We start from the raw sequence: 18,244 nt of genomic DNA on the forward strand, positions 1-18,244 counted from the left end.
CAGCGGCTTGACCCCTACACCAGAGGACATTGTAAGCCAGATCACTTTTCTTTGCTGTCACATCGTGTGACTGGCTGGAAAAGCATCGGGGAGGGCGTCAGTCCGCTTTGCGGCCCACGGCAAAGATGCGGCGGAAAGGAAATACGGTGCCGTGCACTCCCTGGGGATAGGCTTCCCGCAAAGCGGCTGCATACTCGGTTTCGAAGCGCTTGGCGTCAGCCTCCCCAAGGGCGGCCAGGACCGGGCGGAGTCCAGTGCCCCGGACCCATTCCAATACCGCGTCCGTCCCCGTCAGGACCTGCTGGTAGCTGGTCTCCCACGCATCCGCGGCGCAGCCGGCATCCAGCAGGATGCGCAAATAGTCCGCAGGATCCCCCACGGACTCGCCGCCCCGCAGCACGCCGGCCAGCTTCGAAGCCCAGCGGTCCGACGCCGCCAGTTCGCGCATAAGGGCGTGCGAGGGGGCGTTGAAATTCCCGGGCACCTGCACGGCGAACCATGCCCCCGGCCGGAGGGCTGCGACCCACCTCCGCATCATGTCCTGGTGGCCCGGGACCCACTGGAGGGCCGCGTTGCTCACCACGACATCCGTCTTTGGGGAGGGCATCCAGTCGGCGATGTCCGCCTGTTCAAAGCTCAGGCCGGGAACTTCCGCCGCCAGCGGGGCGGCCTTTGCCAGCATCTCAGCGGAGGAATCCACACCAACCACCCGGGCACCTGGCCAGCGTTCCGCCAGGGTTGCCGTGAGGTTTCCTGGGCCACAGCCAAGATCCACCACCTGCACGGGATCCTCCGCATGGATCCGGGCCGTGAGATCGAAGAACGGCCTGTTCCGGTAGTCCCCAAACTGGACGTATTTTTCGGGGTCCCATTTCATGAATCTCTCCAGGTTCTGACGCACACACGGGCAAGCCGTAGCCTAACCCGGCAGCACCGCCCTGCCGGTATGCCACGTGGCACTAAGGTTGAAGTCAATGAAACTCGTTGACCAGCTGAGCGATCTGTCCGTCCCCAACCGTCCCGACGCCGTCGACCCCGACGCCCTTTACACGCGGTTTGTGGAATGGACGGAAAGCCGGGGGCTGTCGCTGTACCCGGCCCAGGACGAAGCCATCATGGAACTGGCAACGGGGGCCAATGTCATCCTGGCCACACCCACAGGCTCCGGTAAGTCGCTGGTGGCGATCGCCGCGCACTTCCAGGCCATGGCACAAGGCCGCCGCAGCTATTACACGGCGCCCATCAAAGCCCTGGTGTCCGAGAAATTCTTTGCACTCTGCGACATCTTCGGGGCCGGGAACGTGGGCATGATCACCGGGGACTCGGGGGTAAACCAGGACGCGCCGATCATCTGCTGCACGGCGGAAATCCTGGCCAACATTGCCCTGCGGGAAGGCGCTGCCGCGGAGCTGGGTGCTGTGATCATGGACGAGTTCCACTTCTATTCAGACCCGCAGCGCGGCTGGGCCTGGCAGGTGCCCCTCCTGGAACTCCCGCAGGCGCAGATCCTGCTCATGTCCGCCACGCTGGGGGACGTTACCCGCTTCGAAGAGGGGCTGACCGCCCTAACGGGCCGTGCCACCACCACGGTCAGCTCGGCGGAGCGGCCCATTCCCCTGCATTACTACTACCACCAGACCCCCGTGCACGAGACGCTGGAGGAGTTGCTGTCCACCCGGCAGGTGCCGGTCTACGTGGTGCATTTCAGCCAGCTCGAAGCGATCGACCGCGCGCAGAACCTGATGAGCATCAACGTATGCACCAGGGAGGAAAAGGACAAAATCGCGGAGCTCATTGCCAACTTCCGGTTCGCGGCCGGGTTCGGCAAGACGCTGAACAGGCTGGTGCGCCACGGAATCGGCGTGCACCACGCCGGAATGCTCCCCAAATACCGCAGGCTTGTGGAGCAATTGGCCCAGGCAGGGCTGCTGAAGGTCATCTGCGGGACGGACACACTGGGCGTGGGCATCAACGTGCCCATCCGGACGGTGCTGCTCACCGCCTTGAGCAAGTACGACGGCGTCCGCACCCGGCTGCTCAACTCACGTGAGTTCCACCAGATTGCGGGCCGGGCCGGCCGGGCAGGCTACGACACCGCCGGGACGGTGGTGGTACAGGCTCCCGAGCACGTGATCGAGAACGTCAAGGCGATGGCCAAGGCCACCGCAAAGTTCGGGGACGACCAGAAAAAGCTGCGCCAGGTGGTGAAGAAGAAACCGCCCGAGGGGTTCGTGTCCTGGGGCGAACCCACATTCAAGCGGCTGGTGGAATCCGTTCCGGACCCGTTGACATCCAGCTTCACCGTGACCCACGCGATGCTGATGAACCTGATGGAACGGCCCGGCGACCCCTTCGCTGCCGCCCGCCGCCTGCTCACCGAAAACCACGAGCCACGGTCCTCCCAGCTGCGCCTGATGAAGAAGGCACTGGGCATCTACCGGGAACTGCTGGCCGCCGAGGTCATCGAGCGGATTCCCCCGGAGGAGCAGGGTCCCGACGGGCGCACCGTCAGGCTGACCGTCCACCTTCAGCCGAACTTTGCCCTGAACCAGCCGCTCTCCCCCTTCGCACTTGCCGCACTGGACCTCCTTGACCCGGAGTCGCCGTCGTACGCCCTGGACGTGGTCTCCGTCATCGAGGCCACCCTGGAGAAACCGCGGCAGATCCTGTCGGCGCAGCAGAAGAAGGCCCGCGGTGAAGCGGTGGCGGCCATGAAGGCTGACGGCATCGACTACGACCAGCGGATGGCCATGCTGGACGAGGTGACCTACCCGCAGCCGCTCGCGGAAATCCTGGGTGAGGCGTTCGAGGTTTACCGGAAGGCCGCGCCGTGGGTGGGCGACTTCGAGCTCGCGCCGAAGTCGGTGGTCCGCGACATGTACGAACGGGCCATGAACTTTGGCGAATTCGTCCAGTTCTACGGGCTGGCGAGGTCGGAAGGGATCGTGCTCCGGTACCTCGCCGACGCCTTCAAGGCACTGCGCCAGACCGTCCCGCAGGACATGCTCCGGGAGGACCTGGCCGATCTGACCGCGTGGCTGGGTGAGCTGGTGCGGCAGGTCGACTCAAGCCTCCTGGACGAGTGGGAGGAACTGGCCTCCGGTGCGGCGCCGACGCCGCACGACGCGCCGCCGCCTCCGCCGCCGTCGCTCACGTCCAACATCCGTGCCTTCCGCGTGATGGTGCGCAATGAGATGTTCCGCCGCGTTGAATTGTTCGCCGACGAGGACGCCACCGCGCTGGGAGAGCTCGACGGCGGCTCCGGTTGGGGTGCCGACCGCTGGGAAGATGCGCTGGACGACTACTTCGACGAGCACGACGATATTGGGACAGGGCCTGATGCCCGGGGACCAGGGTTGCTCATCATCACCGAGGAACCCGGAAGTTGGAAGGTGCGGCAGATTTTCGACGACCCCGCCGGCAACCACGACTGGGGCATCTCGGCGGACGTGGACCTGGCGGAGTCGGATGCGAGCGGCACTGCGGTGGTGCGGGTGACGGACGTGAACCGGCTCTGACGCGGCAGCCGGCGTGGACCCTGAGGGAGGCCATCCGGCGCCGGCGGTAAGCTCGGAGAATGAGTGTAATCCGGCCCGCAACACGGCACGACGTCCCCGCCATCCTCCGCATGATCCACGAACTGGCCCGGTACGAGAAGGAACCGGACGCCGTCCGCAACACGCCGGAAATGCTGGAGCAGGTGCTGTTCGCGGAAAACCCGCGCGTCTTCGCCGCCATGGCGGAAGACGAGGAGGGCGAGGTGCAGGGCTTCGCCCTGTGGTTCCTGAACTACTCCACCTGGGAGGGCGTGCACGGGATCTACCTGGAGGACCTTTACGTCAGCCCGGAGGCGCGGGGCGAAGGACACGGCAAGGCACTCCTGCAGCACCTTGCCGCGATCGCCGTCGTTAACGGCTACGCGCGCGTGGAATGGAGCGTTCTTGACTGGAACGAACCGTCCATCAACTTCTACCGCCGCCTGGGTGCCCGCCCTATGGACGGCTGGTCCACCTTCCGTCTTACGGGTGAAGCGCTGGACCGTTTTAGCCAGGCGACCTCCCTTCCTGCTCCTGCCCGTGGCTGACGTGGAGCAGAGCCCGGCTGCCGCCGTCGGGCACGAAATCAGGGCCAGGCATGAATTCCGCGGCATGCGGTCGGTGGAGCACTACTTCACGGTACCCCTGGACCACGACGAACCAACCGGCGGGGCCATCACCGTTTTTGCCCGGGAGTACGTCTCCGCGGCGCACAGCGAGGAGGCCGCCGCCCGGCTGCCCTGGCTCCTCTTCCTGCAGGGTGGTCCGGGCGGGCGCGGCAACAGGTGGGGTTCCCTGGGCGGCTGGGGCAAGGCCGCAGCACAGGATTTCCGCATCCTGATGCTCGACCAGCGCGGCACCGGCCTCTCCACCCCCCTCGACCGCGTCACGCTGGCAGACCGGGGGTCTGCAGCTGCGCAGGCCGCCTACTTGGAGCACTTCCGCGCTGATTCGATCGTGGCGGACGCCGAGCTGATCCGCAAAGCCCTGGGGTCCGACCCTTGGACCATCTACGGCCAAAGCTACGGCGGTTTCTGTGCCCTGACGTATCTGTCCTTCGCACCGGAAGGACTACGTGAAGCGCTCATCACCGGCGGCCTGGCACCGCTCACCGGCAGCGCGGACGACGTGTACCGGGCCACGTACCAGCGGGTAGCAGCGCGGAACGAGGAATACTTTGGCTGGTATCCGGAGGACCGGAAGACGGTGGAGCGGATTGCCCGCCACCTGCGGGCCGCCACCGAGTTGCTGCCCGATGGCGTTCCCCTGACCGTTGAGCGGTTCCAGATGGCAGGGGCATTCCTCGGCGGCAACACCCGCGTGGACAGCCTTCACTACCTGCTGGAGGACGCCTTCGTGGAGACTGCCGGCGGACCGAGGCTTTCGGACACGTTCCTGGAGCAGCTCCAGGGCGTGGTCTCCCGCCGTTCCAACCCCCTCTATGCCCTGATGCATGAATCCATCTACGGCCAGGGGCAGGCCACGAATTGGTCAGCCTGGCGGATGCTTGCCGAAAACCCCTGGTTCAGGCCGGACGCCGAGCCCCTGCTGCTGACGGGCGAAATGGTGTACCCGTGGTACTTCGAGCAGGACCCTGCCCTCCAGCCGCTGCAGGAAGTAGCCCAGTTGCTGGCGGCAAAGCAGGACTGGAAGCCGCTCTACGATCCCCAGGTGCTGGCCGGCAACGCCGTTCCGGTGGCAGCAGCGGTCTACACGGACGATATCTACGTGGACCGCGAGCTCTCCCTCCGAACCGCCGCGGCCGTGCGCGGACTGCAGGTCTGGGAGACAGCTGACTTCCACCACGACGGAATAGCCGACGACGGTGAGCGGATTTTTGCCCGCCTGCTGGGGATGGTCCGCTCAGCCACCCGCTGACCCACGGTGCGCTGCGCGGGTGACGAAGGCTTGGTGTTTGGATCCCCAGTTCCGCAGCGGGAATGGAGCCGGTGGCTCAAAAAAGCAGACCCCGGCCGCTCATGCGGCCGGGTTCTGCTGCGCGGTAAACCCCTGGTGGCGCCTACTCGGCGTCGCTGTGGCTCTTCCGGGCGTCCTCCTCAAGCCGCGGATCAATCGCGGCCGCCTGGGCCTTGGAGCTGAGGAGGCTCGCGACAACGGCGACGATGATGGTGCCCACGATGACTGCGAGTGACACGAAGGTGGGAATCTCAGGCGCCCATTCGATGTGTTGTCCGCCGTTGATGAAGGGCAGTTCATTGACATGCATGGCGTGCAGGACAAGCTTGATCCCGATGAAAGCGAGGATAAAGGACAGGGCGTGCTTCAGGTATATGAGTCGGTTCATCAGGCCGCCCAGCAGGAAGTACAGCTGCCGCAGGCCCATCAGGGCGAACAGGTTGGCGGTGAAGACGATGAACGGGCTCTGGGTCAGGCCGAAGATGGCGGGGATGGAGTCCACGGCAAACAGCAGGTCCGTGAGGCCAACGGTGATGAAGACGATCACCATGGGGGTGAACACCTTCTTGCCGTTCACTGTGGTCCGCAGCTTGCCGCCGTCGAACTTCTCGGACATGGGAATGACCTTGCGGATCCTGGCGATCAGCGGGTTCTCCCGGTCTTCTTCCTCTTCGCCCTCGTCCTGGGCCTGCTTCCAGGCCGTCCACAGCAGGAACGCTCCGAAGATGTAGAAGACCCAGCTGAACTGCTCGATGACGATGGCGCCGAGCATGATGAAGATGCCGCGCAGGATCAGGGCGATGATAATGCCCACCATCAGCACTTCCTGCTGGTACTTCCTCGGCACGGAGAACCTGGCCATGATGATGATGAACACGAACAGGTTGTCGATGCTGAGGCTGTACTCGGTGACCCAGCCGGCCACGAACTGGCTGCCGAATTCGGCACCGGTGAAGGCGAACATGGCGCCGGCGAAGACGAGGGCCAGGGTGACGTAGAAGGCCACCCAGAGACCGGCTTCCTTCATGGACGGTTCGTGCGGGCGCCGGACCACCAGGAGGAGATCGGTCAGGAGAATCAGGCCGAGGACGACAAAGGAGCCAACCTCAAACCAAACAGGCAAATCGGGCACGGCGAAACCTTTCGCAGGGTACACAAAATGGTGTAAGTCTCTCCGGCCTGCCAGTGCACTTGGTGCTGATGCGGCGGCCCGCTACGCCCGGCCGGGCAACCATGCCCTGCGTGTTGACGATCGTAGCGCTTGGGATACTCCCCTACGTGCCTTTAACTGTACCCCAGCCGAATAGCCGGCAGAGGTCAGGCGTGGCCGGCCGCCTGCATCTGGCGCAGTTCCTTCTTGAGTTCGCTGACTTCGTCACGGATCCGCGCCGCCACCTCGAACTGAAGTTCGGCCGCGGCGCCATGCATTTGTTCCGTCAGCTGCTCGATCAGGCCCACCAGGTCCTCGGCCGGCGCGGCCGCCAGGCCATCGGAACGGACCTGCGCCGCGCCCTTCTTGGCCCCGGCTTTGTTGGCCCCCGTGATGCCACGCTTGCCCTTGCCGTAGTCGAAGCTGCCCAGCAGCGCATCCGTATCGGCGTCTTCCTTGGCCAACTGGTCCGTGATGTCGGCGATCTTCTTCCGCAGTGGCTGGGGATCGACACCATGTTCGGTGTTGTAGGCCACCTGGATGGCGCGGCGCCGGTTGGTTTCGTCAATGGCGTTGGCCATGGAGTCGGTGATCCGGTCCGCATACATGTGTACCTGTCCGGAGACGTTGCGGGCGGCCCGTCCGATGGTCTGGATCAGGGAGGTGGAGGAGCGCAGGAAGCCTTCCTTGTCCGCATCCAGGATGCTGACCAGGGACACCTCGGGAAGGTCGAGCCCCTCACGGAGGAGGTTGATGCCCACCAGGACGTCGAAGGATCCCAGCCGCAGTTCACGCAGGAGCTCCACGCGCCGCAGGGTGTCGACATCGGAGTGCAGGTATTCGACTTTCACGCCGTGGCCCAGCAGGTAGTCGGTGAGGTCCTCCGCCATGCGTTTGGTCAGGGTGGTGACCAGGACGCGCTCATCCTTCTCTACCCGGGTCTTGATTTCGCCCAGGAGGTCATCGATTTGCCCCTTGGTGGGCTTGACCACCACCTCGGGATCCACCAGGCCCGTGGGCCGGATGATCTGCTGGACGAAGCCGTCCGCTTTGCCCAGTTCATACTTGCCGGGGGTGGCGGAGAGGTAGACGGTCTGGCCCACGCGTTCCAGGAACTCGTCCCACTTGAGCGGCCGGTTGTCCATCGCGGACGGCAACCGGAAGCCGAAGTCCACCAGGTTCCGTTTGCGGGACATGTCTCCTTCGTACATGGCCCCGATCTGGGGAATGGTCACGTGGGACTCATCCACCACCAGCAGGAAGTCGTCCGGGAAGTAGTCGAGCAGGCAGTGCGGCGCGGTGCCCGGCCCACGGCCGTCAATGTGCGCTGAGTAGTTCTCGATGCCGTTGCAGAAACCCATCTGCTGCATCATTTCGAGGTCGTACGTGGTGCGCATCCGCAGCCGCTGGGCTTCGACGAGCTTGTTCTGGCTTTCCAGCACCTTGAGCCGGTCCGCCAGTTCATCCTCAATCCGCTTGATGGCCCGCGCCATCCTTTCCGGGCCGGCCACATAGTGGGAAGCCGGGAAGACGTACATCTCTTCCTCATCGCGGATGACCTCGCCGGTGAGCGGGTGGAGCGTGTGGATGCTCTCGATCTCGTCGCCGAAGAACTCAATCCGAATGGCCAGTTCCTCGTACATGGGAATAATTTCCACGGTGTCGCCGCGGACCCGGAAGGTTCCACGGTGAAAGTCCATGTCGTTGCGGGAGTACTGCATGGAGACGAACTTGCGGAGGAGGTCGTCCCGGTTCATCTCGGCGCCACGGCGGAGGGTAACCATGCCGGAAATGTATTCCTCAGGGGTTCCCAGGCCGTAGATGCAGGACACGGTGGCCACCACGATCACATCGCGGCGGGTCAGCAGCGCGTTCGTGGCGGAGTGGCGGAGCCGTTCCACTTCCTCGTTGATGGAGGAATCCTTCTCGATGAAGGTATCCGTCTGCGCCACGTATGCTTCGGGCTGGTAGTAGTCGTAGTAGGAAACGAAGTACTCCACCGCGTTGTTGGGCAGCAGTTCGCGAAACTCGTTGGCGAGCTGGGCCGCAAGGGTCTTGTTCTGCACCATTACCAGGGTGGGGCGCTGCACCTGTTCAATAAGCCAGGCAGTGGTGGCACTTTTACCGGTACCGGTGGCGCCAAGCAGCACCACGTCCTTCTCACCGTTGTTGATGCGCTGCGTCAGTTCCGCGATGGCGGCTGGCTGGTCTCCGGCAGGTTTGAACTCGCTGATGACTTCGAAGGGCGCTACAACACGGTTGATCTCCTGCGCAAGGCTCATGAATCTAATTTACAGCGGGGCACTGACACTGGACTGCCGCTTCCGTTACAGGCGAACACCGCCGAACGCAGGCTCCGGTGTCAGGACGGGTACGACGGCGGCACCCACCCGGTTGCCTCAGCCCAGGCCGACATCCGGGGCCACGCAGTGTCCGTGAACCACGGCTCCTTTGCTTCCGCGTAAGCCCTGGTAGTGGCCGAATCCGCGAAGCGTCCCGCCAGGTCCGCCTTGTGCGCTTGGTAATCCCGAAGCGCGGAGGGATCGTTCCGCAGCCAGTCCCGGAACATCAGCGCGTAGCGCCATCCCGCGGAACCCGCTGCACGGACGTGCACGTTGACGGCCCGGCACGGATCGGCATTGGCGTGGAACCGCTTCTGCCATGCGGACGGGTCAGGATCGCCGGGCTTCGGCGTGTCCGACTCCGCTCCCCGTACCGCCGGGAAGCCGGCGGCCGCCAGGAACGGGGCCAGCTTTTCGGCGGCCTCGAGATCCTGCACCGACACCTGCAGGTCGATGACGTCCTTGGCGGCCAGGCCGGGAACGGCGGTGGAACCAACGTGGTCCACCGCCAGGATGAGCTCCGGGGCCGCCGCCACCAGCCGCGCCGCGATCCGGGCTGCCTGGACGGCCCACTCGTCACGGTGCGGTTCCAGCACCGGTCCCCCGCGGCGTGGTGCACGTGTCCCCGCAGCCAGGTTGTGGGCGAACGGCACCAGCCGAACGTCCCACAGCCGGTCCACCTGGTCCAGAAGGTGCTGCAGGGTGCTGGAGTTGTCGAGGACGACGTCGGCAGCGGCCAGCCGGTCACTTCGAGAGGCCTGCGAGGCCATCCGGGAACGGGCAGCCTCCACCGTCATCCCCCGGATGTCCAGCATGCGCTGCACCCGCACATCGTCAGGTGCGTCCACCACAACCACCAAGTGGAAGGCCGCGCCCTGGCCGGTCTCAACCAGGAGGGGAATGTCCTGGACCACCACGGAGTTCCGGCCGGCCCCAGCCGTGATGGCCGCGGCCCGGGCGCGCACCAAGGGGTGGACGATCGCATTCAACGCGGAAAGGCGGTCCGGATTGCCGAACACCGCTTCGCCCAGCCGCGGCCGGTTGAGCCGCCCGTCGTCGTCGAGCATCCCGGGACCGAACTCCGAGATGATCCGTTCCAGCCCTTCAGTACCGGGCTCAACCACCTCACGGGCCAGCGCATCCGCGTCCACCAACACTGCGCCGCGTTCCTTCAGGCGGGCGGCCACCACTGATTTCCCTGAGGCGATTCCGCCCGTCAACCCAATCTTCAGCACCCTCCCACACTAGGGCACGCCTCCTGGACCGCCGAGTGGTCCCTGTGCGCCGGTCATGCGGTTACGCGTTACTCTCCGCTCGGATTCTGATTCCCTGAAGCATCCGCCGGGACATGATGAAGCTCGCCACCTCCACTGCTTCGACCATCCAGGCTACCCACCATTGGCGGTAGGCGTACCGCTCCCGGACCAGCAGCCGGGTGCTGCCGTCGGGCTGCGGCCGCAGGACGAACGCCCAGGTGAAGTCGAACGGCCCGGGAGGTGAACCGGGTGGAACCCGCAGGACCAGGGCGCTTCCCTCGTCAACGAGGGCCACTTCAAGGTCCGAGGACGCAGCCGGTGCCAGGTGGACATGGTCCCCGGCCTGGATGTCCTGCCACTCCGGGTGGATCCGGTCTGCGCTGTGAATGTCGAGGCCCAGGAAGTTTTCCAGGAAGTCGTAGCTGTAGAAACCGCCGCGTCCCTGGCCCATCTGCGCCAGCCAGGGCCATACAGCCCCAGCGGGGGCCTTGATGGTAACCGCACGCGTTGCCAGCAGGTCGGGGGTGGGCAGGAAGTCATCGCCGGGGAGCGCGTCGGCCGTCTCTGCATCAGTTGCACCCCAGCGCAGGTAATGCCTTCGGAACCAGGCAGCCGATGCTGCCGCTGCTGCCAGCAGCACTACCGGCCTGGCCGGCCACCTGAATATGCGTGACATGGGTCAAGTTTCCAGGCTGCAGCTTGCCCTGTCATGGGCCGATAGGCCTGATGCGCTTCTCCACTAGACTGAAGCGGTGTTGAACCCGGCGGACCCACCACAGGACACGGACAGCCGGGCCACCGCCTACACCACCCTGAAAGCAGGGCAGGACTTCCGGCACGAACTTGAGATCAAGCGCTCCCGGTTCATCACGGTCCTCCGGCGGGCCGGCACCGAGGACCAGGCCCGGGACCTCGTGGCAGGCCTCCGTCGCGAGTTCCATGACGCCCGGCACCACTGCTCCGCGTTCGTCATCGGGCCCGACCGGACTGTCCAACGCTCCAGCGACGACGGCGAACCCGCGGGGACTGCAGGCATTCCCATGCTCGAAGCCCTGCTGAAGAGGGAAACCGCTCCCGGGGTAACGGACCTCAGCGACGTCAGCGCCGTCGTCGTGCGTTATTTCGGCGGTGTCCTGCTCGGCGCCGGCGGCCTGGTGCGGGCGTACTCGGAATCGATCTCGGCATCCCTGGATGTGGCGCCCTTGGTCCACCGCAGCCGGTTGCGCATTTGCTCCGCCCCTGTCCCCCACGCGGCAGCGGGCCGCCTGGAGAACGACCTGCGGGCGGCAGGCATGGTCATGGCCGACACCACGTACCAGGACCGGCATACGGTGCTGCGGATTGCCGTCCCGGATGATGCCGGCGCCATCGCCGCGGCAACTGAACGGATCCTGCAGCTCACGGCGGGCGCCACAACCCTTTCCCCCGACGGAACGGAGTGGGTTGATGAAGCCCTCGGCTGACATTGCCTTGGTGGACGTCGATGACGCCGTGGCTGACCAACTGCTGGAGCTGGCCAAGAGGGATGCTTCCCCGGATGAGGTGGCTCCCCCGCTGGGCGGCCCTGGCTGGAACCTGGAGCGCACGGCCTGGTTTTACGGCTACCACCATGCTGCCGCCGCGGGACTGGACGGACCCGCCGCAGAAAAATCCTGGGCAGTCTTCTGTGGCGGCGACATTGCCGGCTCAGTGCGGCTTAGACGGAATGACAAAGACGTGCAGTCGGCGGAAACCGGTATCTGGCTTGGCCGCAGCTTCCGTTCCCGGGGAATCGGCGCCGCGGCCCTGCACCTCGTCCTCGGCGAAGCCCGCCGGGCAGGGCTCCAGCGGGTCACCGCCCGGACCCTGGCCGGCAACCGCAGCGCCCTGCGGCTGCTCACGAAAGCCGGGGCGGCGCTGACGGACGACGGCGAAGGGACAGTCCTCGGCGTCGTCGACCTTTAAACCCGCGCAACCCCTGTCGCCGTCAGCTGGGGAGCACACCCCACTGGGGAACGGGCCCCCTTCCGGTGCGCCCGCCGCGTCTGCCGGGTTAAAACAGAACGGGCCCCCGCTTTCGCGGGGGCCCGTCATGTCAGCCCGGATGTACCGGGCCGGTGGCAATTAGTTGCCGGTCAGCTTCTCGCGCAGGGCAGCAAGTGCCTCGTCCGAAGCCAGGGTGCCGGCACCGGTGTCGGTGGCAGCAGGCTCGGAGGAGTAGCTGGTGGCGCCGGAGTCGCTGTCACCGGACGTCGCTGCAGCGGCGTCGTCGGCAGCGTGCTGGGCAACCTGCTTCTTGTGGGCTTCCCAACGTGCCTGGGCGTCAGCGTACTGCTGCTCCCATGCGGCGCGCTGTGCTTCGTAGCCCTCGAGCCATTCGTTGGACTCGGGGTCGAAGCCCTCGGGGTACTTGTAGTTGCCCTCTTCGTCGTACTCTGCGGCCATGCCGTACAGAGCGGGATCGAATTCGGTGCTGTCGGCGTCGACGCCCTCGTTGGCCTGCTTGAGGGACAGCGAGATGCGGCGGCGTTCCAGGTCGATGTCGATGACCTTGACGAACAGTTCGTCGCCAACGGAGACAACCTGCTCGGCCAGCTCCACGTGGCGGACAGCCAGCTCGGAGATGTGGACCAGGCCTTCGATGCCGTCTTCGACGCGGACGAACGCACCGAAGGGAACCAGCTTGGTGACCTTACCCGGAACAACCTGGCCCAGGGCGTGGGTGCGGGCGAAGGTCTGCCACGGGTCTTCCTGCGTAGCCTTGAGGGACAGGGAGACACGCTCACGGTCCAGGTCCACTTCGAGGACCTCGACGGTGACTTCCTGGCCAACCTCGACAACCTCGGACGGGTGGTCGATGTGCTTCCAGGACAGCTCGGAAACGTGAACCAGGCCGTCTACGCCGCCCAGGTCCACGAATGCACCGAAGTTGACGATGGACGAAACAACGCCGGGACGGACCTGGCCCTTTTCCAGCTTGTTGAGGAAGGTGGAGCGGACCTCGGACTGGGTCTGCTCGAGCCATGCACGGCGGGACAGGACCACGTTGTTGCGGTTCTTGTCCAGTTCGATGATCTTGGCTTCGATCTGCTGGCCGATGTACGGAGCCAGGTCGCGCACACGGCGCATCTCGACGAGGGATGCGGGCAGGAAGCCGCGCAGGCCGATGTCGAGGATAAGACCACCCTTGACAACCTCGATGACGGTACCGGTGACGACGCCGTCTTCTTCCTTGACCTTCTCGATGTCGCCCCAGGCACGCTCGTACTGAGCGCGCTTCTTGGACAGGATCAGACGGCCTTCTTTGTCTTCCTTGGTGAGCACCAGGGCTTCGACCTGATCGCCGACGGAGACGACGTCCCCGGGGTCAACGTCGTGCTTGATGGACAGCTCACGGGAGGGGATGACACCTTCGGTCTTGTAACCGATGTCGAGCAGGACTTCATCGCGGTCGACCTTGACGACGGTACCTTCGACGAGGTCTCCGTCGTTGAAGTACTTGATGGTGGCGTCGACAGCTGCGAGGAAGTCCTCAGCGGTACCGATGTCGTTAATGGCGACGACGGGGGTACCGGGCTTCTCGGTGGAGGTGATGGTCATGTAGTAGGGGCTCCGTTGTGGATAGTTAGTCGGTCAGGCAAACCGGCGCGCCCGCGTCATGGAACGCAGGCGCGATTCGCGGTGAATCCGACGGATCCTCCGGGTCATCCTGATTTTGTGGATTACTTTCTTGATGCAGCCCCAGGGGGCCGCAAGTGCGCGCACGTGGTACACGCCCGTTTATTCTAGTCGCTGCCGGCAATGAGGGTCAAAGCGGCGTGTGCCAGGTGGGCCCGGACCTAGAAATGGGTCAGGCAGTGGGTGGCTCGTTCAACCGCAAACATCTGCTGGGCCTTGAAGGCGGCTCCGGGGGTAACCTCGCTGATAGCGCCGGCGGCTTTGAGCGTTACGGGGCTCACTCCGCCGAGGTAGATGGAGGACAGGGCTGAGACGTCCAGCGCGAGGTCCGCGGGCGCACCCCCGGGCAGGAGTTCGACGGCGGCCCCGCCGCCCTTGACGTCCAGGGCGAATGTGCCTGCAGTGAGGCCCAGCGGGTCCGCCACAGTGAGGACCAGCCGGCCATCCGCCGGGTAATGGCGGGCTGCCAGCGCCTGCGGGACGTCGAGGATCCTGAGCCACAGCATGTCCCGGCTGTCCGAGGCATCAATGCAGCGCGCATCAGTCAACGCCCAGGCGAGGGGGTCGTCCACCGGCGCTTCATTCCAGGTGACGCGCTCCACGAGGTCAATGGCGCCAAGATACTGCCAGAGCTCCAGGTAGGCCTGATCGGTGGCCGCCACGAGATCCACCACCTCCATGGTGGCCGGCGTGGTATCCCAGCCGGCGAACTTGTAGGAGACGTAACCGTCCACGCTGCCATCCGGCCCATAGTGCAGCGCCGCCTTGATGGCCGGATCTTCCTTGCCCTCCCGGCTCAGCGACCCGGAGGCCAGCAGCCAGTACCATTCCTGGCGTCCGAGGGACCCTGGCGTGTGGCGATGCACCCGCCCAAACACTTTGGGGGCGACCTCGAGCAGGACTTTGGGGTCTGCGACCTCCACGGTGCCCGTGGCCTGGGGGCGCACCCTGAACCGCGCCGTGGTGTCCACTTTCACCGAGCGTTCCAGGCTGGCCACACCGTATCCGAAGCGTCCGTAAATGCTGCCCTCTGAAGCGGTGAGTGCTGCAACGGCGATGCCGTCGTCCTTGGCGGCCTGCAGGTCTTCGGTCATCATGCGGCGCAGCAGGCCACGCCGCCGGTGCGGGGTCCGGACGGTCACGGCGGTGACCATCTGGGTCTCAAGCATTCGTCCGAAGCCGATGTTGAGTGTTTTCCGGAACGTGCCGAAGGTGGCTACGGGCACCTCGGCGGGAAGGGACGACTGCGCCACCGGGCCCGTCTGGTAGGCGCCCGTGAAGATCCTGCCGTCAGCCTCGTAGGTGGCCATGGAACATGCCACATGGGCGGCGGACCGGGTGGCATCGTGGAACCCGAAGGCGACCGCCCGGGCCCATGCTTCGGCTTCTTCGTAGCCGTCCCTTCCCTCCGAGACAGCAGGAAAGCGCCGGATCTCATAGTTACCGCTCAGATTCTCCATTTACCCGAGCCTAGTAACGAATCCGGCGCCGGGCCAGCAACAACGTTGCCCTGCCGGACGCAGCCGGCCCGCAACGCCTAGTGGCCGGCGTCGTACCAGCTGGGTCCGACGCCGATCTGCACTTCCAGCGGCACGCTGAGGTCGGCCGCGGCTGCCATCTGCTCAGTCACCAGCTTTTCCGCTGCTGCCCGCTCCCCCGTTGCCACTTCAAGAACCAGTTCGTCGTGGACCTGGAGCAGCAGCCGCGACTTCAGGCCCTGCGCCTGCAGCTCCGCGTGCACGCCCAGCATGGCGCGTTTGATGATGTCCGCTGCCGAGCCCTGGATGGGGCTGTTGAGCGCGATGCGTTCGGCATTCTCCCGCAGCTGCCGGTCCGTGCTGGTGAGGTCCGGCAGGTAGCGCCGCCTCCCTTCGATGGTGGCCGTGTACCCGTCCACGCGGGCCTGGTCCACAACGCCCCGGAGGTAATCGCGGACGGCACCGAAGCGGTCGAAGTAGTCCTTCATCAGGGTGCGGGCCTCGTCAACGGAGATCTCCAGCTGCTTGGACAGGCCAAAGGAGGTCAGTCCGTAGGCCAGGCCGTAGGACATGGCCTTGACCTTGGAGCGCATGGCGCTGGTGACCTGGTCCGTGGGGACGTGGAAGATGTTGGAGCCGACGAAGCGGTGCAGGTCCTCGCCGTCCCTGTAGGCCTGGATCAGCCCCTGGTCCCCGGAGAGGTGCGCCATGATGCGCATCTCGATCTGGGAGTAGTCGGCGGACAGGAGGCACTCGTAGCCGTCGCTGACCACGAAGATCCCGCGGACGCGGCGGCCTTCCTCGCTGCGGATGGGGATGTTCTGCAGGTTGGGATTGTTGGACGAGATGCGGCCGGTGGCTGCAACGTTCTGGGCGTAGGTGGTGTGGATGCGGCCGTCCTCCGCCACAGACTTCTTCAGCGACTCGATCATCTGGCGCAGCTTGGCGGCCTCGCGGTGCGCCATGAGCTGCACCAGGAACTCGTGCCCGGTTCTTTCCAGAAGGTTCTTCAGGGAGGCTGCATCCGTGGTGTAGCCGGACTTGATCTTCTTGGTCTTGGGAAGCTGGAGTTCGTCGAACAGGACGGTCTGCAGCTGCTTGGGCGAACCAAGGTTGACCTCGTGGCCGATGGCGGCGAAGGCCTGTTCCTGTGCCTGGTCAATGACGCGGGCGAGGTCGGCCAGCTGCTCGTCCATCTTGTCCATGTCGATCGCGATGCCTGCGAGTTCCATGTCGGCCAGGACCCGGCTGACCGGCAGCTCGAGGGTAGAGAGAAGTTCCTCTGCCTTGCGTTCCTTGAGTTCGTCCTCGAAGTAGCGGCTCAACGCCAGCACAACCGCGCCCGCCTGGACCAGGGCGTCCGCGGCGGCGGTGTCGTCGCCGTCGAACGACAGTTCCAGCTGCCCGGCCTTGGCCGTGGCGGCGGGAAGCCCGACGTTGAGGTGGTGCTGGGCAAGCTCGGCGAGCTCGTAGGTGCGGCGGTCCGGCTGGATGAGGTAGCCGGAGATGGAGGTGTCGTCCACGACGCCTTCAAGCTCCAGCCCGCGGGCGCTCAGGGCCTTCAGCGCAGCCTTGAACCCGTGCATCACCTTGGGCGCCTCCGGGTCGCGCAGCCAGGCGGCCAGGACGTTCTCAGTCTCCGCGTCCTGGTCTGCGAGGTCCACGTACACGGCGGCGCCAGAACGGACTATGGCCACCGCAGCGGCGTCCTCGCCAATCCGGCCCGGAACGAGGTCGACGGCGAGGGCGGACCGTTGTCCGGAGCCCCCGGCCAGGAAAGCGGCCAGATCCGCGGCATTGACTGGGGTGGTGTACTCCGGGGTGTCGATGCTTTCGCGCTCGGCTGCAGGGGTGCCGGCGTCCCCGTACAGGGCGAACAACCGGCCGCGGATGGCTTTGAATTCGAGTTGGTCGAAGAGGTCTTCGATGGCGGCCTGGTCAGGGCGCGGCTGGTAGAGGTCTTCCAGGGTGACGGGAAGTGCCAGGTCCGTGTGCAGTTGGTTCAGCCGCCGGTTGCGCTTAACGTTCTCGATGTTCTCGCGGAGCGCGTCACCCACCTTTCCGCCAATGGAATCAAGGTGCTCCAGGACGCCTTCCAGGCCGCCGTACTGGTTAATCCACTTTGCCGCCGTCTTGGGCCCCACGCCGGGCACGCCGGGCAGGTTGTCCGCCGTCTCCCCCACCAGCGCGGCGAGGTCCGAATAGCGGGACGGGGGAACGAAGTACTTCGCTTCGATGGCGGCGGCATCCATTCTGGGAATATCGCTGACGCCCTTCTTGGGGTAGAGCACGAAAACGTTGTCCGTGACGAGCTGGAAGGCGTCCCTGTCACCGGAAACCAGCAGCACCTCGAATCCGGCCTTCTCTCCCATGGCGGCGAGCGTGGCCAGGATGTCGTCAGCCTCGTAGCCGGGCATCTTGATGGTTTTGATGCCCCAGGCCTCCATGACCTGTCCGATGAGGTCGATCTGGCCGCTCATCTCGCGGGGGGTCTCGTTCCGGCCGCCTTTGTATTCGCTGTACTCGGTCTTCCGGTGCGTGGATTCGTCAGAGACGTCGAACGCAACCGCGATGTGCGTGGGCTGCTGTTCCTTGATCAGGTTGATCAGCATGGAGGTGAAGCCGTGGATGGCATTGGTGTGCTGGCCGTTGGAGGTGGAGAACTTGTCGGCCGGCAGGGCGAAGAATGCGCGGAAGGCCATGGAGTGACCGTCAAGGACCAGGAGCCGTGGCTGGTCGGTGATGGGAATGACGGGGGCTTCGGTAGCTGAAACAGATCCTCCGGCCGCGGGGGTAGCGGGCTTCACAGCAGGCCTGGAAGCGGACGACGGGCGCTGCACGGCAGCCCCCTCATCGATGGCCTGGGACGGGAAAGGGGCCGGTTTGGTTGTTTCACTCACAGGTGCCA

At 65.4% G+C, this 18,244-nt stretch carries 13 protein-coding genes; 5 read left to right on the plus strand and 8 right to left on the minus strand.

Annotated elements, in window-relative coordinates; translation table 11 throughout:
* Positions 1-97 precede the first annotated feature (97 nt).
* Positions 98-877, minus strand: coding sequence for a trans-aconitate 2-methyltransferase (locus J2X98_RS06645; protein ID WP_307305796.1), 780 nt, complete (start codon positions 875-877; stop codon positions 98-100).
* 97 nt (positions 878-974) lie between these two features.
* Between J2X98_RS06645 and J2X98_RS06650 the strand changes: the two genes are divergently transcribed.
* The 3 genes from J2X98_RS06650 to J2X98_RS06660 all read left to right on the plus strand — a co-directional run bounded on the left by J2X98_RS06650 (position 975) and on the right by J2X98_RS06660 (position 5,414).
* On the plus strand, positions 975-3,518 hold the full coding sequence (locus J2X98_RS06650) for a DEAD/DEAH box helicase (RefSeq protein ID WP_307305799.1): 2,544 nt from the start codon (positions 975-977) through the stop codon (positions 3,516-3,518).
* Positions 3,519-3,577: 59 nt separating this feature from the next.
* The gene (locus J2X98_RS06655; protein WP_307305802.1) at positions 3,578-4,084 is read left to right on the plus strand and encodes a GNAT family N-acetyltransferase; all 507 of its coding nucleotides are present in this window, start codon (positions 3,578-3,580) and stop codon (positions 4,082-4,084) included.
* Positions 4,085-4,148: 64 nt separating this feature from the next.
* Complete coding sequence (locus tag J2X98_RS06660) at positions 4,149-5,414, plus strand: alpha/beta fold hydrolase (protein ID WP_307306010.1); 1,266 nt, start codon at positions 4,149-4,151, stop codon at positions 5,412-5,414.
* Positions 5,415-5,556: 142 nt separating this feature from the next.
* Here the strand turns inward: J2X98_RS06660 and J2X98_RS06665 are convergent, their stop codons facing one another.
* The 4 genes from J2X98_RS06665 to J2X98_RS06680 form a co-directional block, all read right to left on the minus strand.
* Entirely contained in the window at positions 5,557-6,585 is a 1,029-nt protein-coding gene (locus J2X98_RS06665) for a TerC family protein (RefSeq protein ID WP_307305805.1), read from the minus strand.
* A gap of 185 nt (positions 6,586-6,770) precedes the next feature.
* On the minus strand, positions 6,771-8,885 hold the full coding sequence (gene uvrB, locus J2X98_RS06670) for an excinuclease ABC subunit UvrB (protein WP_141941184.1): 2,115 nt from the start codon (positions 8,883-8,885) through the stop codon (positions 6,771-6,773).
* Positions 8,886-8,965: 80 nt separating this feature from the next.
* On the minus strand, positions 8,966-10,180 hold the full coding sequence (gene coaE / locus J2X98_RS06675) for a dephospho-CoA kinase (RefSeq protein WP_307305811.1): 1,215 nt from the start codon (positions 10,178-10,180) through the stop codon (positions 8,966-8,968).
* A 61-nt stretch (positions 10,181-10,241) separates the two neighbouring features.
* Positions 10,242-10,877 carry an SRPBCC family protein gene (locus J2X98_RS06680; protein WP_307305813.1) on the minus strand — a complete coding sequence of 212 codons (636 nt, stop codon included), beginning with the start codon at positions 10,875-10,877 and terminating at the stop codon, positions 10,242-10,244.
* A gap of 76 nt (positions 10,878-10,953) precedes the next feature.
* Between J2X98_RS06680 and J2X98_RS06685 the strand changes: the two genes are divergently transcribed.
* Together J2X98_RS06685 and J2X98_RS06690 are read left to right on the plus strand one after the other, a co-directional pair.
* The gene (locus J2X98_RS06685) at positions 10,954-11,664 is read left to right on the plus strand and encodes an IMPACT family protein (protein WP_307305816.1); all 711 of its coding nucleotides are present in this window, start codon (positions 10,954-10,956) and stop codon (positions 11,662-11,664) included.
* Complete coding sequence (locus tag J2X98_RS06690) at positions 11,648-12,145, plus strand: GNAT family N-acetyltransferase (RefSeq protein WP_141941180.1); 498 nt, start codon at positions 11,648-11,650, stop codon at positions 12,143-12,145. Before J2X98_RS06685 ends, J2X98_RS06690 begins: the two co-directional genes overlap by 17 nt.
* Before the next feature lie 159 nt (positions 12,146-12,304).
* Here the strand turns inward: J2X98_RS06690 and rpsA are convergent, their stop codons facing one another.
* The 3 genes from rpsA to polA all read right to left on the minus strand — a co-directional run bounded on the left by rpsA (position 12,305) and on the right by polA (position 18,236).
* Positions 12,305-13,780, minus strand: coding sequence for a 30S ribosomal protein S1 (gene rpsA, locus J2X98_RS06695; RefSeq protein WP_141941178.1), 1,476 nt, complete (start codon positions 13,778-13,780; stop codon positions 12,305-12,307).
* A gap of 239 nt (positions 13,781-14,019) precedes the next feature.
* Positions 14,020-15,318 carry a GNAT family N-acetyltransferase gene (locus tag J2X98_RS06700; RefSeq protein WP_307305821.1) on the minus strand — a complete coding sequence of 433 codons (1,299 nt, stop codon included), beginning with the start codon at positions 15,316-15,318 and terminating at the stop codon, positions 14,020-14,022.
* A 77-nt stretch (positions 15,319-15,395) separates the two neighbouring features.
* Positions 15,396-18,236, minus strand: a complete 2,841-nt coding sequence (gene polA / locus J2X98_RS06705) for a DNA polymerase I (protein WP_307305824.1) — start codon at positions 18,234-18,236, stop codon at positions 15,396-15,398.
* Positions 18,237-18,244: the final 8 nt, after the last annotated feature.

The organism is Pseudarthrobacter enclensis (genome assembly GCF_030811655.1).
Lineage (GTDB): Bacteria > Actinomycetota > Actinomycetes > Actinomycetales > Micrococcaceae > Arthrobacter > Arthrobacter enclensis_A.

Bases quoted from the DNA above. Each gene is read 5' to 3' on its own strand.
- uvrB (WP_141941184.1), bottom strand. From the start codon at position 8,885: ATGAGCCTTGCGCAGGAGATCAACCGTGTTGTAGCGCCCTTCGAAGTC.
- J2X98_RS06650 (WP_307305799.1), top strand. From the start codon at position 975: ATGAAACTCGTTGACCAGCTGAGCGATCTGTCCGTCCCCAACCGTCCC.
- J2X98_RS06655 (WP_307305802.1), top strand. From the start codon at position 3,578: ATGAGTGTAATCCGGCCCGCAACACGGCACGACGTCCCCGCCATCCTC.
- J2X98_RS06645 (WP_307305796.1), bottom strand. From the start codon at position 877: ATGAAATGGGACCCCGAAAAATACGTCCAGTTTGGGGACTACCGGAAC.
- J2X98_RS06700 (WP_307305821.1), bottom strand. From the start codon at position 15,318: ATGGAGAATCTGAGCGGTAACTATGAGATCCGGCGCTTTCCTGCTGTC.
- J2X98_RS06690 (WP_141941180.1), top strand. From the start codon at position 11,648: ATGAAGCCCTCGGCTGACATTGCCTTGGTGGACGTCGATGACGCCGTG.
- J2X98_RS06660 (WP_307306010.1), top strand. From the start codon at position 4,149: ATGCGGTCGGTGGAGCACTACTTCACGGTACCCCTGGACCACGACGAA.
- J2X98_RS06680 (WP_307305813.1), bottom strand. From the start codon at position 10,877: ATGTCACGCATATTCAGGTGGCCGGCCAGGCCGGTAGTGCTGCTGGCA.
- rpsA (WP_141941178.1), bottom strand. From the start codon at position 13,780: ATGACCATCACCTCCACCGAGAAGCCCGGTACCCCCGTCGTCGCCATT.